We start from the raw sequence: 16,201 nt of genomic DNA on the forward strand, positions 1-16,201 counted from the left end.
TTCCCTGTAGAAACTGTCCGGGTGTGGATTTTCCTTGCGAGTTTCCGCTGTGGATATTCCTCAAGGGAAAACTCGCTTCCTTCCTACCGAACTGCTGAGTGGCGGGTTTTGCTAATCAGAGTTGTCATTCGCTTATTGCCGTGTTGCTTGAGATCCCCAATGCAGTATCCTCATCATCCCATTGGTGCTTGTTGCCGGACAAGCGGCATATTTTGGGATTTTTGTTAATGGATTTTGGATTAATTTTATGAGGGAATCCCCCTGTTATCGGTATTGAATGAACTTAATTATCAAGCGAACAGCCCTACACCCGTTCTTCACACCGTTGTTAACTACGTCTGAAGTCAGATACACGCATTTTAAATTTCCAACTTTAGACGTACTTCTTAAAGGCTAGTGTCACATTATGACCGCCAAAACCAAAAGAATTGGATAGGGCAACCTCAACTTTTGCTTTCCGGCTGGTGTTAGGCACGTAATCCAGGTCACAATCGGGATCGGGGTTTTCCAGATTAATTGTCGGTGGAATCTGGTCATTGGCGATCGCTAGTACTGTTGCTACCGCTTCAATTCCACCAGACCCGCCTAATAGATGACCTGTCATTGATTTAGTGGAGCTAATTGGTATTATTGAGGCGCGATCGCCCAAAGCTCTTTTAATTGCGGCCGTTTCCGTCGGATCATTTACTGGCGTACTGGTGCCATGAGCATTGACATAGCTCACCTGTTCTGGCATTAGTCCTGCGTCTTTGAGTGCCAGTTGGATGGCTCTTGCTGCGCCTTCGCCTCCGGGTACTGGAGAGGTCATATGGTAAGCGTCGCAAGTCATGCCATAGCCAACAATTTCTGCATAAATTCTGGCTTTGCGACTGAGGGCGTGCTGTAGCTCTTCTAAAATTAAGATGCCCGCACCTTCTCCCATAACAAATCCGTCGCGGTCTTTGTCAAATGGGCGGCTGGCATGAGCCGGATCATCATTACGAAGCGAAAGTGTCCTAGCTGATGCAAATCCAGCCAAAGACAAGGGTGTAATTGCCGCTTCACACCCGCCACAAATCATTGCTTGGGCATATCCCCCTTGAACCAGGCGAAAAGCATCCCCTATGGCGTTTGAGCCAGCGGCACAAGCAGTGACTGAGCAGGAATTTGGTCCTCTAGCACCAGTGTGAATTGCTGTCAACCCTGCTGCCATATTGGCTATCATCATCGGTATCATGAACGGACTGCAGCGGTCGGGACCACGGTTTAGGTAGATTGTTTGCTGTTCTTCCATCACCTTCAAACCACCAACGCCAGAACCAATAATGATGCCAATTTGTTCTGCGTTTAGGTCATTGATGACTAACTGCGCGTCGCCGAGAGCTTGTTTTGCCGCAGAAACGCCAAATTGAGCAAAGCGATCCATGCGTTTGGCTTCTTTACGATCCATATACTCATGCGGATCGAAGTTTTTTACCTCACCAGCAATGCGACAATCATGACGAGACGCATCGAACAAGGTGATTTCACCAATGCCATTGCGCCCGCTTATCAATCCTTCCCAATATTGGGCTGGTGTATTACCAATCGGTGTAATCGCGCCAACACCAGTGACAACAACGCGTTTACGTATAAAATCAGTCATGACAATAGTTAAGTGGCTCTTGATGCAGGCAGAACAAAATAGTGCTGAGTCATGAATGCTGAGTCCTGAGTAAAGTCCCGAGTTCCAAGCAATGTGTTCCGAGTCATTTTTCTTTACAAATGAGGCAACGCCAGTCGCTACCCTTACGGTCAGCCGCTGTTACGTCTACAATCAAAGACACCTCCGCACAGCGCTGGCTTTTCGCTACTCAGCACTCAGCATTTTTTTAGGCGGATGCGGCAACTTTGTTGTTAATATAGTCAACTGCCTCTTGAACTGTTGTAATTTTTTCGGCAGCTTCATCGGGAATTTCAATGTCAAACTCTTCTTCCAAAGCCATGACCAATTCAACAGTATCCAAGGAGTCAGCCCCTAAATCATTAGCAAAATTCGATTGTGGTGTCACCGTTTCGGCATCAACGCTAAGTTGATCGGCAACAATTTTCTTGACCGTGTCAAAAATTTCCGATTGGCTCATAGATAAAAGTCCTCAACAAGTTGCTATAATCCGCTGTTTATGGGGGATATGTTTTTGAGCATATTGATCTTAACGGAAAGCGCGATCATCCGTACACTGGTCTTGGATTTTCTTTATTGAAAATCTGTATTCCGTTCCATTTCTAAATTTCGATAGAACAACCGCTCCAAGAGCAGTTCGAGAGTAGAACGTGGTAGGCGATCGCTTACACTGTGTAAACTAATGATGTTTTACAACTTTTATTAAATTTTTATGAGGATGTGCATTTTCAGGAGCGATAGCTTTGCTACCAACATTAAATAGTGATGATAAAACAGTTATTGACTAACCAGAATACTATGCTAACCCATACATTAAAATACGCATACTTCCCAGGTTGTGTTGCCCAAGGAGCTTGCCGCGAGCTTCATCAATCAACTGTTGCCCTCAGTCAAGCTTTGGGCATTGAACTGGTTGAACTTAAAAAAGCTGCTTGCTGTGGTTCCGGCACTTATAAGGAAGATTCCCAACTGTTGGAAGATACGGTTAATGCCCGCAATATTACTTTAGCAGAAGAGTTAAATCTACCACTGCTGACCCATTGCAGCACTTGTCAGGGTGTGATTGGTCATGTTGATGAAAGCTTAAAAGAATGCCAAAAAACAAATCCAGCATACGTTGAACAGGTGAATGGCTTGCTACAAAAAGAAGGTTGTTTACCTTATCGCGGAACGACCGAAGTCAAACATCTGCTTTATGCCCTAGTTACAGACTATGGTTTAGAGGAAATTCAAAAACGTGTTACCCGCAAGTTAGCGGGATTAAAATGTGCAGCTTTTTATGGCTGCTATCTCCTACGTGCTCAAAAGTCGATGCCTTATGATGACCCTTTCCGACCCGAAGCGATGGAAAATGTGTTTCGCACGTTAGGCGCAGAACCTATTTATTACAGAGGTCGTACGCAATGTTGTGGATGGCCCCTTTCCAGCTACGCCACGACCCAATCTTTTAAAATGGCGGGGATACATATTCAAGAAGCGCTAGAAGCTGGTGCTGATTGTATGGTTACGCCTTGTCCTTTGTGCCACCTTAACTTAGATTCGCGTCAGCCAGAGGTGGAAAAGGTCATTGGACAGAAACTAGGTTTACCAGTGCTGCATTTACCCCAATTGATTGCTTTAGCAGTTGGGGTGAGTCCGAAAGAACTCGGTCTAGAACGACACATCGTTTCCACCAAACCAGTTTTGGAAAAATTGGGATTTTGAGCAAAAGCTTGTAGGGTGCGTTAGCATTCGCTATCACACCAGTGCCAGGAGTCACAAGTCACAAGTCACAAGTCAGGAGAGAAAAAACTTACATCACCAAGGTTTTAACCTATTTCTAACTGTCTAGTTCTGTCGTCCTGTACTACTCCCTTCCCGGTCTAAGATTACCTATAATAATTTACTCCTCTGTCTCTGTGTCCTCTCTTGGCTCGTGCGGTTAAAAAATAGGTATTCTTCTGGCGGGAAGCGAGTAGTCTTTATAAGACGGTGCGTTACCTCCATTAACGTACCCTACAATTTCACTTCCATAATTTGTCCGTAAAGGTCATTCTGTCTTGTGCGTTCTGGGTTTCTGTATTGTGATCAATTGTTTCGTTGCTGAGTTGGGTTACTGGTGTGATTGTCAACGCTGAAGTAGGTGTCGCTAGTGTATTGTTCTCAATTGTTAAGTTACTTGGTTGGGCAATTGGTGTGAGCGTGAACGCTGAAATAGGTATGGTTTCGTTTATTGATATCAGTACTGTGTTGTGATCAATTGTTGAGTTGGGCGATTCCGCCATTGGTGTGAACGTGAACGCTGAAGTAGGTGTGGTATCGCTTGTTAGTGTCGGTAGTATATTGTTCTCAATTGTTACGTTGCTTGGTTGAACAACTGGTGTGGTATTGCTTGTGAATGTCGGTAGTGTATTGTTCTCAATTGTTACGTTGCTTGGTTGAGCAACTGGTGTGGTATCGCTTGTGAATGTCGGTAGTGTATTGTTCTCAATTGTTACGTTGCTTGATTGGGTAGTTGGTGTCGTTTCGTCTGTTGGTGTCGGTAGTGTATTGTTCTCAGTTGTTAAGTTGCTTGATTGGGTAGTTGGTGTGGTTTCGTCTGTTTGTGTCGGTAGTGTATTGTTCTCAATTGTTAAGTTGCTTGATTGGGTAGTTGGTGTCGTTTCGTCTGTTGGTGTCGGTAGTGTATTGTTCTCAATTGTTAAGTTGCTTGGTTGGGCAGTTGGTGTGATTGTGAACGCTGAATTAGGTGTGGTTTCGCTTGTTGGTGTCGGTACTGGAGTTGGAAGTGGTGTAATTGGAGTAGGTGTAGGTTCTACGGTCGGTTGATTTTGTTCAGAATTTGGTGCCAGAGACGGCGTGAAAGTTGGGGTGGGTGTAACTTCTTCCGCTGTTGGTGTTGGTAGTACAGTTGTCTCTGGAGTGGGTTGTATAACTGTGGGTGCAACTGTTCTCGTCGGTGTCGCGGGTGCAGGTGTAGGTTTTCTTTTTGACTTCTCACGTTTGGGAATGATTGGTTGTTGGTCTTCGATGTTTGGTTCTATCGGTGGATTGACTTTGGGTATAACTTCAGGAAGAGGTGACAGCGGAACAGTGACTGTGGATGGAGGTTCGATAATCACTGATGGTCTGGCGGGCGCTGTGGGTTTCGGTTTGGGAATAGGTGACCGTTTAGTCGTTTTCGGCGCGGTGGTGGATGTTGGTGAGGGTAAGGGTGTGAAACGATGCCAGTTAAACCAAGCGAGTAATCCGCCTGAGGCTACAATTCCAGTCGTGATGACTCCTGTTGGAAACAGCAAGGCTTTTTTATACACACTTTTACCGGAGGGGGAAGTGTTCTCTGACGATACTATATTCATTCGAGTCAGGAGATGGTTAGTATCGTTGGTTGTCGGTAGCGGAGATTGTGTAAAGTTTTTTGGGGAATCGTTTACATTTGGGCGCTGGCTATTTTGAGTTGATGACCAAGATGGAGAATTTTCTAATAAATTAAGATTGTGGCGAGTTGCTGCAACTCCCATCGCGTCATCAAGCGATTCCCGTAATTGTATTGCTTTGGTAAGGTAATCTTTAGCTGTGCTGTTTTCTTCTAAACAAAGGGCACGAGTCCCTAATTGATGCAATGCCCAAGCTTGGGCAACTTTATCTGTTTCGGCTTGAGATGCTTGTAATCCCCGAGACAGGACTTGCTCCCATAAACCCCATTGCTTACTTAAAGCCAATGTCTCTTCCACTGCTTTTACCAAGTGCAAGACATCTTTCCAACGACTCTCTCTAACTGCTATCTCTATAATTTGTACGATCGCATCGGTTTGGGATAACAAAATGTTGGGTTGCTGTTGGTGTCGTTCCGCCCAATTTATAAAGTAGGCGATTGCTTTTTCCACAGGTGCTGTCAACTTCCATTCTGGCGGTAAAAGTTCAACTACAGTCTTACTGACCTGATATCGAGAACCATCAAACTGCACGAAATTACGCCTACGTAATCCCTCAAGTATATTAAAAGCATCAGGAATTTCTGTGATATCAATTATCTGTTCACTTTCAAGCCCAACACCACCCATGACTGTTAATAAATTCAGAATCATTTTTTGTGATGTTGATAGCGATGTGACTATTTGTTGCAGCAGATAGTTACCAGGAGTATCTGTTGATAATAGACTCACAACTTCCGTAAGCGAGCGTCCTTCTTCCAGTATGTTTGCCACTGCTATCTGCACTTTCATCGGATGCCCGTTGAAAATAGTACACAGGGATTTTGCCCCAGCGAGTTCTTCTATATTGAGAGAACGTTGCAGTTCTCTTTCCACTAAAGCCAGAGTATCATTTATCGATAGTCCAGAAAGCAACATTGAGCGCCCCCTTTTTTTCATTCGCCCTTTTGACGAAGCGATCAAAAAGGTACACTGATTAGCCGCATTCATCAGCTCTTCCAATTCATCTTGGATGAGTCCATGATCATCCAGCACCACAAGAGCTTGTTTTTCTTGGAGTTGTTGACGGATTTGGTTATGAGTTGGTTTATAGGGAATGTTGCTTTCATAAAATGCATCCCATATATACTGAAGTAAATCGTCTACATTTGGATGCACAGGAGATAGGCTAATAACACCACTAGGGAAAAGTGATTTGACTTGATTGTTCTGCGCCAAGTTACGCAATAAAACTGTTTTTCCAACACCGGCTGTGCCGTAAAATTCTACCGATTGTCCCGATTGAAAGGCAGCGATCGCTTCTTTGACTGATTCTTGTCGATTCAGTATGGTATCTGAGGGTTCCTCAACTATCAATGGAGTGGAACGCGATCGCCAAGTCAATTTTTCTTCCTTGGTTGCTATACTCGCTGTCGCGCCTTGAGGTGAACCAATCTTTATGATCCAATTTCCAACTTCCAGTTGGTCACTCATTTCCTCCGGAATGTTTGTTATTATACTGTTTTTGCTCATATATTTTTCTTCAGCCAGATTTAGATTACTTTTTCTCTATTAACCGCAACATAGCTATCATTAAATATGCATTTTACATACATTTTTTCATTTAAAGAAATTTTTAAGTATATATACTTAAAAAGTGATTCTACAAAATTGTTTTGCTTTTATGACTTGGTTAACAAACAAAGCGAAGTGCGAATTTAACAGCAAAATGGACAGCTAGATGCTTGCTAATATTGAGTTAAAAATTAGCTTTTCTATGACAAAACTTGAGACTATACGTACAAAGCCTGCAAGGCAAGGGCTATAAATAAAATGAAGAGTCTTAAAAGCCAGATTCGATATTAAGTATGTCAGTAACAATAAATATTGCTAGGCAAAGAATTATAGCAATCCTAAATAATTTGTGAAATCTTTTCTTTGTGTCTTTTACATCTACGTGGTTTGTCAAAAAATCTCACAACTCAAATAGGACTGCTATAGTTGCTATACTATAGTTACTATAGAATTGAAGCACTTTGCAATTATCAGCGATAGCAGTAAAGTGTCTAAGTTTGATAATCCAAAGCATTTTGCAAAGCGAGAAAAAATTCTCAAGCGCAGACAATAAAAACTAGCACGTAAGACCAAAGGGAGCAAAAGGTACAAGTACACAAAAATTGTAGCCAAAGTGTACGAACGGATGGGCTTTATTCACCTATAGGTTAAATCGCCGACTCAGCAAACAAAGCCTGCAAAAGCAGGCTAAGGCGGCGCATCTTCATAGAGAAACGCTATTAGTCGTTACCATTGTTAAATTTACGTTGTAACTGTTTGAGGACTTGATACATTTCTGGTAGGCGGGTGAGAATAGCTGACACCTTCAAGTATTGTTTGTGAGATATGGCTGGACTTCCAGAGACAATTTCTCCTGGTGCTACATCATTATGAATTCCAGTTTTTGCAGATGCGATCGCCCGATCACCAATCTTTACCTGATTGGCAATTCCCACCTGTCCAGCCAAAATAACACCATTGCCAAGTGTCACGCCTCCCGCCATACCAACATGACCTGCCAATGCACAACCAGCACCTATTTGGCAACCGTGACCTATTTGAACCATATTGTCAATTTTGGTATTGCGACCTACTCGTGTTTCTCCTACCGCTGGGCGGTCGATAGCGCTGTTGCAGCCGACTTCTACACCATCTTCTAAAACCGTGTAGCCAGATTGTTCCATCTTCACCCAACCAGTTGAACTAGGAACAAAGCCAAAGCCTTCAGCACCAATAACAGCACCACTGTGAATCACACAATCTGCACCAATGCGAGTCCGTTCGTGGATAGTACAATTAGCGTGCAAGGTGGTGCGATCGCCTATTTTGGCATCTGGATAAATTACGACATTGGCATGAACGCACACATCATTGCCAATTTCTGCTCCCTGCTGAATCACAACATGAGGACCTAGGTACACCTGGTTACCTATTTTTGCTGTCGGGTGAATAACGGCAGTAGGATGAATTTCTGGAGTGGGACGCCAAGGTTGGTAAAACAGCACGATAATTTTGGCAAATAGGAGTCTTGGTTCTTTTGTTGCTATCCAAACAATGCCCCGTTCTTGTGCTTGTGTCTGCAATGTTTCATCTAAAGGCAAAATTAAAGCACTGGCACTGGTTTTGCTAACCATAGAAGCAAATCTTGCTCCTTCAATGTAGCTGAGAGTGCCGCTTGTCGCTTCATCTACTGCTGCTAACCCTGTAATTTCTGGGTCATTATCTTTATTGAAGGAGAAGCTACTGGAGGCGGCGGCGTCACCAAGTTTTTCTAAAATTTCACTGAATTTCATAGTTATTTTTTCACAACTCCTAGATACAGGCAAAATAATTGTCGCTTTTTACTAAAGTTATGTTCTTTGCACATAGATGAATAATATTTCATGCTTAAGAGAAAGTACGGACAGATGCATACAGATAAATTATCTGCGTGCATCTGCGGTTCCAAACACCCTACAAATGTGTATTTACAAAAACTAGGGGGGTAAGGGTGTAAGGGTGTAAGGGGGAAGAATAGGGGGGTAAGGGCTTCGCCCTTAAACCCCTTCTTCTTCCCCTACACCCCTTTGAAAGGCAGGTATTGGTTAAACAAATGACCTGTAAATACCAAGATTGAAAAGTTATAATTACTGCTTCAATAACAAATAATATAAGTTGCCATTGCCGCCAGTCACACCAGCGCGATCGCCAGCTAATTTGCCACTTCCCATAAAATAATCAACTCGTCCTGGTCCTTTAATAGCACTTCCTGTATCTTGGTCAAGCACGTAGCGGTTGACAGTACGATACGCTAGCTTTCCACCCGGAGCAGGATACGGCAAACTGGTGTTAATCAGCGCCAATGCTCCTGGAGGCATAACAGATTTATCAGTCGCAATCGAACGTTCTGCTGTGACTGGCACACGAATACTTCCTGTAGCAGGTGTACCACCAGTTTCTTTGAAGAAGACAAAGCGTTCCCAGCGCGGTAGATAATTACTCATTTCTTTGGGATTTTGCTGGAAATAGTTTAGCAAAACTGGCATCGTCAAACCCTTTAAAGGTAGTTTGCCATCTTTTGCCAGTTGTCCCCCGATGCTTGTCCAGGGGTAATCTGTTCCACCTGCATAGCCAACGGATGTTGTTGTGCCATTAGTTAACTTGAGTTGGGCAGAACCTTGAATTTGAACCATGTATGCGTCTAAACGATTACGAAACCAAAATAACTCCAAACCTCGTAACGGGCTTTTATTGTCTGGCAAACCATCTTTTCCTTCTAACTCAATCCGTTTTGGGTGTGGTTTAGCCCATTTGTCGAAGTTAGGCGGGAGTCGATAAACAGGATATTTATATACTGAGGTGCGAACACGACTGGCGGAATAAACAGGCTCGTAGTAAGCAGTAAACTTCACAGTCCCATTGCCATCGTTCCCGACTGATTTGTAAAAAACAAACTCCCGACTCACAGCAGCTTGCAGTTGTGCTGGTGACTGTGAGCTAACAACCAATTGGCGGAAACGTTGCAAACTACGACGGACGCGCTCAAGGGTAATCTCTCTAATAGGATAATTCTGATACACTGCTATAGCTCTATCAGTTGTTAGGTAACGCAAACTGTTGTCTATTGCCGTCAAAAGTGCGTTGCGGTCGCCAATGCCGTTTCCACCCCAAATTTGTTCATCCCAACCGAGGCAACTGTATGAACTGTTACAAGTTGTTCCTACATCTACTGGTACTAACGATGGCAGAACCTCCTGGGGTTGGCTGGGTTGTGGTGGTGGCAAATTCTCAGGTTGACCTGGGACTGGTATTGGTATTGGTGATAAGTCAGGAACCTGCTGAGCAAAAACTGACCAAACCGGGTTAACAAGGGCAATTCCTAAACTTAATGACACAAAAGCAAGCGTTTTTCTCATGATTTAGGTAAATCTTTCCACACTAGAGCTAAAAATGGGTTCTACCCGGATAGCCACAATCCGAGACGGACGCACTACCATGTACTCACCCTGAATATTTTTGATCGGTACGCTGATGAAGTGAGTAAGCGCGCTGCAGGAGGTGAGAGCAGTGCTGTTTGCTCATCCTCATCCCCTTGGTGCTGTCGCCTATGACGGTTCCCATCCCACAAACAGTTCCCAAGGAAGTAGGAAGCAGGAACTCGCAACCAAAATTTTGGTAATTGCTCAAATTTTGCTAAAATTTAACAATAACTGAGTATTGGCTCATTTTTCATAATAGTCTGGTCGATATAAATATGAGATAGTAACATGATTTTATAAATATTAGTTTACTTAAAAAAGTAAACTAATATTTCAATAAAAACCCCTAAGATTCAAGACGTGCTAACTTAATAATTGAAGCTGAAAAGCTTCCCTGGCAGATAAAACAGCTAGAGGGAAAATAAGCAAAGAGGTAAAAGACGCTGTTAAATCTACATCTGTCTCGCAACAAGGCAGCAACACCCAACTCGAATGATGATATTTCCTCAAATGTAGAGATACAGGGGGCAATGTAACTGAGGAGCGATCGCTTTTAAGAAGAGTGAGAAACTCAGTACATCCCTAGGTAGAATGAACAAACAGAGGAAATAGCTCATCTAGTAGAATGTTGGGTGTTGTTGTCATAAAAAGCGCACCTAGGTGTAAGCTTGTACAAAGTTGAATAGATAGAGACAGTTGAAATAGCGCCTTATGTCAATTATTGCTCTGGGAGCATGGTATCTAGAGAATTATGAGCCGATTTTAGAACTGGAAAAACGCCCGCCGGATATTCGCGTCAATAAAAAAAGCCTACTGAAATCAGGACTAAGAGCGGATTTCTTGGAAGAGAGTGAGCAAGTAAAGAAATCGACTTGGTTTGGGCGCTATCTGGCAGGAGAAAATGTTGAGTTCTATATTGAGGGTAGTGGTGGTTATTGTGTGGCTAATATTGACTTGATAAGCCATGAAATATATTTCACGAAGCAGACTGTGTTAGCGCAGTTAGAACCAACAATTTTTTTATGCCATCAAACTGAATATCCAGCAGCAAGTGAAGCTTTACGAGAGGGGCTGCTTGATAGTTTGGAAATTTTGAACAGGCGATCGCGTTTACCTCTGTCTTTAATAGAGTCCTACCGCCCGAAGGAAGGTTCTCTGCGACTTAGCCGCACAATAATGCGAAAAATTCATAGAAGTTTGTTGTTTATTGCCGACGCCACGCCTGTTGCTAAAACCGACACTAAAGAAACTGCCCAATTGATTCCCAGTCCCCATGTCTGTGTAGAAATTGGCTATGCCATTCAAAGTAAGCGATCCGAGCAAATTCTCCTAGCTCAAATGCAGCGCCTAGACTTGCCGGGGCAGTTTCCCTTTGACTTACCATCATCGCAAATTTTGCAATTTCAAGACACTACAGAACTTAGCCAAATCTTGCCTCAAACAATTGAAACCCAACTTCTACGATTTAAATTATTTGCTTGATAAGCTGTTCTTACATATGAGGCAGATTTCTTCCTGTTTTTTTACTAACACAAAGCCATAGATCCCCGACTTCTTAAAGAAGTCGGGGATCTGAAGAAGGTCAATTTATGCGCTTCCCTCCGGGACGCTTCGCGTAGGCACAAACCACCTCCCGACTTACAAAACAGGCACTTTGCCTGAAAAATTAATTATCATTAACATAAGATCACTAAGCAGTTCCTACTTTTTTTCTTGTCCTTAATCGCTCACAATTATTTTAAAATCTGTACAACGGTAGATGTAAACAAAGTTAATGAAAAGCATAAATGACTTAGGATAGAGAATAAAAATTTTCCAGCAGACAGTAAACATTACCACGCTAGATAGATGCGGTTAAAAAGCCTTCAATGTTAAGAGTCAACCGCTTGCGCCAACAAAATTCAGATCAAATCTCTTCACATTCAGTGGTTGCACAAACTGCAAGTGCAATCACTATATTTGTCGGCTGCTTGGTACTACTTAGCTGGTGCCTCGACCTAGAATTTATCAAGAACTGCTTTTCTTTAAGCATTGTGACCATGAAGGCAAATGCAGCTGTGTGCTTCATTTTGTCTGGCGTGTCTCTGTGGCTGTCTCAAGGGGGAGTAGGGGGAGAAAATACCCCCATCACCTCCTCATCCCCCTCATCCCCCTCATCCCCCTCACTCTTATCCAGGGTGTGTGCAACAACTGTCCTCGTCATTGCTGCGCTCACACTGAGTCAAGATTTGTTCGGCTGGAATCTCGGTATAGATGAATTGCTATTGCGTGACTCGCCAAATGCTTTGATGACATCCCATCCAGGGCGAATGGGATTGAACACAGCAGTGAACTTTTTGTTGATTGGCAGAGCGTTGGAGCTTGTGGGTGAACCAAAAACTCGGCGTAGCTATTGGTATGCCCAGATTTTCGCCCTCATTGCCGCTTTGATGTCTTTACAGGCGATTATCGGCTATGTTTACGGCGTTGATATTCTCTACGGCTTTCCTCCTTACAGTACATCAATGGCGTTACACACCGCACTGGCGTTTACAGTGCTTTGTGTAGGTGTACTGTGGACTCATCCCGATGAAGGGTTGATGCGGATAGTCACGAGCGAAACTTACGGCGGCTTGCTGGCACGTCGGTTGTTACTAGCAGCGATCGCCGTACCTTTAGTACTAGGGTGGTTGATTCTCCAAGGACTAAGAGCAGAATTTTACGAGCCAGCATTCGCGGTTTCGCTGCTTGTCGTGGTGCTGATTGTCAGTTTCTGCGTCTTGATCTGGGAAAGTGTCGCGGCGCTGGAACGCATGGAAATTCAACGCGATCGCGTTAAAGAAGCCCTCAAAGCAAATGAAGAAAAACTCAATAGTTTTGTAGATGCCAACGTTATCGGCATTCTTTTTGGTGACATTCACGGTCATGTCCGCAACGCCAATGACGAATTTCTGCGGATGATTGGCTACACACCAGAGGAGTTACAAGCAGATAAAATCAGCTGGGTTGACATCACACCACCAGAGTATTTACCCCTGGATGAAGAACGCATAGCCGAAGCCAGGGAGAAAGGTGCTTGTACGCCTTACGAAAAAGAGTACATTCGTAAGGATGGTAGCCGCGTCCCAGTTTTAATAGGTTACTCGTTACTAGGCGAAAAGCGCGAGGAGTCGGTAGTATTTATCTTGGATTTGAGCGCTCGCAAACAAGCAGAGCAAGCACTGCGCCAGACCCAAGAAAGATTCCGTTTGGCACTTGATAACATTCCTGATGTCTTTGCTATTTACGATGCTCAGCGGCGGTTGCAGTTTGTCAATACAGCCGCATTGCAGCGCATTAAAAAACCAAAAGAGGAAATTCTTGGACGCACTGACGAGGAAATTTTTCCCTCTGAGGCAACACAAGCTTATCTTCCCACTTTAATTAAGGCGCAAGAAACCCGCACCTTACAAAGGACAGAAGCCACAATCACCTTACCCGATTACGGCACATTCACCACAGAAATCAAATATCTGCCGCTTTTGGATGAAAACGGTGAAATAGAACAAATTCTTGCCTTTACTAACGACATCACAGAGCGTAAGCAGGTCGAGGAAACACTCCGCAATCAGCAAAAATGGCTCGAAGATTTGCTCAACCTCATGCCAATGCCGATGCTGTTGATAGAACCAGGAACAGCAAAGGTCACTTTCGCCAACGTTGCTGCGGACGTTGTGGCTGGGGGCAAATTCCCCAAGGCAGAATCATCCCAAGACTATGGTACTTATTACTACTCCACCGACGCGGCGGGAAATATTATTCCAGCAGAACAGGCTCCAGGCATGCGAGTTGCCCGTGGCGAACGTATTGAGGGATTTGAACTCGACTGGCACACCCCAGTAGGTGTGCGTTCCCTGCTGATATTTGCCGATACCCTAAGCGCAATGCACGGTCATCCAGCGACCTGTGTCTTGGTATTTCAAGACATTACCAATCTCAAAAAGGTGGAAAAAGCGCTTTCATTGGGTTATAGAAGGCTCCAGCTATTATTCAGCACAGCAAGTGATTTACTATCAAGTCAGCAGCCTGTGGCATTGATTGATGGGTTGTTTAGAAAACTCTCGGAACAAATTCGTTTAGATGTTTACTTTAACTATTTAGTTGATGAAGATAAGCAGGTATTGCAACTGGCATCCTATAGTGGTGTGACAGAGGAATTGGGAAAACAAGTTGAGTCGATGAAGTTTGGTGAAGGGGTGTGCGGTACGACAGCACAAGAGCGTCGTTCAATAGCTGTGGAAAATGTGCAGCAATCCACTGATCCAAAAACAACGTTTATCCGCTCTGTGGGGATTACAGCATATTACAGCTACCCTTTAATAGCGCAGGGACGGCTTTTGGGAACTCTTGCCTTTGGCAGCCGTAAGCGATCCAATTTTACTCAAAATGAAATAGGGATGATGCAAGCAGTGTGCGACCAGATTGCCATTGCAATGGAACGCGCTGGCTTGATTGCTTCTTTACAACAGCAAACTGAGCAGTTGAGAGAGGCAAACCGCATGAAAGATGAATTTTTGGCAATCTTGTCCCACGAGTTGCGATCGCCCCTCAACGCTATCCTAGGTTGGGCGCAGCTTTTACGTTCCCGTCGCCAGCTAGATCCAACCAAGGTTGCTAAGGCATTAGAGACAATAGAGCGAAATGCTAGGGCGCAAACGCAGCTCATTGAAGATTTACTGGATATCTCGCGGATGATTAGAGGCAAGTTACGGCTTAATGTCCGCGCTTGCGACCTCGTTGCCATCATTGATGCTGCGCTTGAAACCGTACACTTCGCTGCTGAGGCAAAAGAAATCAATTTAAATTTTTATGTTTTAGATAATGGCTTGGGTAATACTGATGAAAATCCAGAATTTTCTCACACTCAAAATCTAAAATTCGCCGAGGAGCAACCTAATAATTTATCTAATCATTTAAAGTCAAAAATTCAAAAACCCAAATTCTTGGTTTCTGGCGACCCAGAGCGTTTGCAGCAAGTCATTTGGAATCTGCTATCTAATGCCATCAAGTTTACACCCGAAGGTGGTCGAGTAGAAGTGCAGCTTAGGGTAGTCAAAGAAGGTGATAAGGAAAACAACGGACTTGCCTCTCCCTTACTCCCTCACTCCCTCACTCCCTCACTCCCTCACTCCTGCACACCCCACACCCCACAATATGCCCAAATCTCGGTAAGCGACACGGGTATCGGTATTAGTTCCGATTTTCTGCCATACGTCTTTGACCGTTTTCGTCAAGCTGATAGTTCCAGCACAAGATCACATGGTGGACTGGGATTGGGGTTAGCAATTGTGCGTCATTTAGTAGAACTGCATGGTGGTACCATCCACGTAGAAAGCCCAGGTAAAGGTCAAGGTGCTACGTTCACAGTCAAATTAGCGCTACTCAATAATGAAGAAAAGAGGACAAGGGGACAAACGGACAACGGAACAAGCCAACTCATTGGACAACCGCTTGCTGAGTTTGACTCCCAAACCTCAGATCCACATGTTTCGCTTAACGGCGTGCGGGTGTTGGTTGTAGACGATGAAGCTGATACCCGAGATTTTCTGCTCACTGTACTGCAACAGTGCCAAGCCGAAGTCAAGGCGGTGGGTTCAGCACGGGAAGCACTGGATACCATGACACAATGGAAACCAGATGTTTTGGTAAGCGACATCGGAATGCCAGAGGAAGATGGTTATTCTTTGATCCGCAAAGTGCGAGCGATTGAACGTGCTGGAGACATCTCCTCACCGCAGCAAGGCGGAAAGATTCCAGCAGCAGCATTAACAGCATATGCCAGACCAGAGGATAGAATGCGAGCCATTCAAGAAGGTTATCAGCTGCATTTGCCTAAACCTGTTGAACCTGCTGAGTTAGCTACAGTCGTTGCTAGCCTGGTTGGGCGTACTTAACATCTCATATCATGTCCGCTTAATAACTTATAATTATCCGGACATGATATCAAACTTCAAACTAAAAAACTCATCACTGCTAATAGCAGACAAGAAGGATACAAAGGGATAAATTCCTTTAGGTCAAGTTTCATCCCCTCCTTCAAAGGGAGGGGTTCTCACTCTCCCATTCTGCTTTTATAGGAATTTCCCTATACATAAGTTAATTCAATTCTTGCAATATCTGCATCCGAAATAGAGCAT

At 44.0% G+C, this 16,201-nt stretch carries 9 protein-coding genes; 4 read left to right on the forward strand and 5 right to left on the reverse strand.

Annotated elements, in window-relative coordinates:
• Positions 1-373 precede the first annotated feature (373 nt).
• Positions 374-1,624 carry a beta-ketoacyl-ACP synthase II gene (gene fabF / locus ACM0OZ_RS19545; RefSeq protein WP_414584488.1) on the reverse strand — a complete coding sequence of 417 codons (1,251 nt, stop codon included), beginning with the start codon at positions 1,622-1,624 and terminating at the stop codon, positions 374-376.
• Between the two features lie 226 nt (positions 1,625-1,850).
• On the reverse strand, positions 1,851-2,102 hold the full coding sequence (gene acpP / locus ACM0OZ_RS19550) for an acyl carrier protein (RefSeq protein ID WP_414584489.1): 252 nt from the start codon (positions 2,100-2,102) through the stop codon (positions 1,851-1,853).
• Between the two features lie 338 nt (positions 2,103-2,440).
• Here acpP and ACM0OZ_RS19555 point away from each other — a divergent pair, with 338 nt between their 5' ends.
• The gene (locus tag ACM0OZ_RS19555; protein ID WP_414584490.1) at positions 2,441-3,346 is read left to right on the forward strand and encodes a CoB--CoM heterodisulfide reductase iron-sulfur subunit B family protein; all 906 of its coding nucleotides are present in this window, start codon (positions 2,441-2,443) and stop codon (positions 3,344-3,346) included.
• Between the two features lie 299 nt (positions 3,347-3,645).
• Here the strand turns inward: ACM0OZ_RS19555 and ACM0OZ_RS19560 are convergent, their stop codons facing one another.
• The 3 genes from ACM0OZ_RS19560 to ACM0OZ_RS19570 all read right to left on the reverse strand — a co-directional run bounded on the left by ACM0OZ_RS19560 (position 3,646) and on the right by ACM0OZ_RS19570 (position 9,983).
• Positions 3,646-6,567, reverse strand: a complete 2,922-nt coding sequence (locus ACM0OZ_RS19560; RefSeq protein WP_414584491.1) for an NB-ARC domain-containing protein — start codon at positions 6,565-6,567, stop codon at positions 3,646-3,648.
• Between the two features lie 761 nt (positions 6,568-7,328).
• A complete protein-coding gene (gene lpxD, locus ACM0OZ_RS19565) occupies positions 7,329-8,381 on the reverse strand; it encodes a UDP-3-O-(3-hydroxymyristoyl)glucosamine N-acyltransferase (RefSeq protein WP_414584492.1) in 1,053 nt (350 codons plus the stop codon).
• 333 nt (positions 8,382-8,714) lie between these two features.
• Positions 8,715-9,983, reverse strand: coding sequence for a murein transglycosylase A (locus ACM0OZ_RS19570; RefSeq protein ID WP_414584493.1), 1,269 nt, complete (start codon positions 9,981-9,983; stop codon positions 8,715-8,717).
• A gap of 151 nt (positions 9,984-10,134) precedes the next feature.
• On the opposite strand from ACM0OZ_RS19570, the gene ACM0OZ_RS19575 reads away from it, so the two are divergent.
• The 3 genes from ACM0OZ_RS19575 to ACM0OZ_RS19585 all read left to right on the forward strand — a co-directional run bounded on the left by ACM0OZ_RS19575 (position 10,135) and on the right by ACM0OZ_RS19585 (position 15,958).
• Entirely contained in the window at positions 10,135-10,281 is a 147-nt protein-coding gene (locus ACM0OZ_RS19575) for a hypothetical protein (protein WP_158054767.1), read from the forward strand.
• Between the two features lie 476 nt (positions 10,282-10,757).
• The gene (locus tag ACM0OZ_RS19580) at positions 10,758-11,528 is read left to right on the forward strand and encodes a hypothetical protein (protein WP_414584494.1); all 771 of its coding nucleotides are present in this window, start codon (positions 10,758-10,760) and stop codon (positions 11,526-11,528) included.
• Between the two features lie 386 nt (positions 11,529-11,914).
• Entirely contained in the window at positions 11,915-15,958 is a 4,044-nt protein-coding gene (locus tag ACM0OZ_RS19585) for a PAS domain S-box protein (protein WP_414584495.1), read from the forward strand.
• Positions 15,959-16,201 lie beyond the last annotated feature (243 nt).

Origin of the sequence: Scytonema sp. PCC 10023, from assembly GCF_963920835.1 — a bacterium.
Taxonomy (GTDB): Bacteria; Cyanobacteriota; Cyanobacteriia; order Cyanobacteriales; family Nostocaceae; genus Kalymmatonema.

What these genes read in the sequence shown, in the direction of transcription:
- fabF (WP_414584488.1), bottom strand. Translation starts at nt 1,624, where the DNA reads ATGACTGATTTTATACGTAAACGCGTTGTTGTCACTGGTGTTGGCGCG.
- acpP (WP_414584489.1), bottom strand. Translation starts at nt 2,102, where the DNA reads ATGAGCCAATCGGAAATTTTTGACACGGTCAAGAAAATTGTTGCCGAT.
- ACM0OZ_RS19555 (WP_414584490.1), top strand. Translation starts at nt 2,441, where the DNA reads ATGCTAACCCATACATTAAAATACGCATACTTCCCAGGTTGTGTTGCC.
- ACM0OZ_RS19560 (WP_414584491.1), bottom strand. Translation starts at nt 6,567, where the DNA reads ATGAGCAAAAACAGTATAATAACAAACATTCCGGAGGAAATGAGTGAC.
- lpxD (WP_414584492.1), bottom strand. Translation starts at nt 8,381, where the DNA reads ATGAAATTCAGTGAAATTTTAGAAAAACTTGGTGACGCCGCCGCCTCC.
- ACM0OZ_RS19570 (WP_414584493.1), bottom strand. Translation starts at nt 9,983, where the DNA reads ATGAGAAAAACGCTTGCTTTTGTGTCATTAAGTTTAGGAATTGCCCTT.
- ACM0OZ_RS19580 (WP_414584494.1), top strand. Translation starts at nt 10,758, where the DNA reads ATGTCAATTATTGCTCTGGGAGCATGGTATCTAGAGAATTATGAGCCG.
- ACM0OZ_RS19585 (WP_414584495.1), top strand. Translation starts at nt 11,915, where the DNA reads ATGTTAAGAGTCAACCGCTTGCGCCAACAAAATTCAGATCAAATCTCT.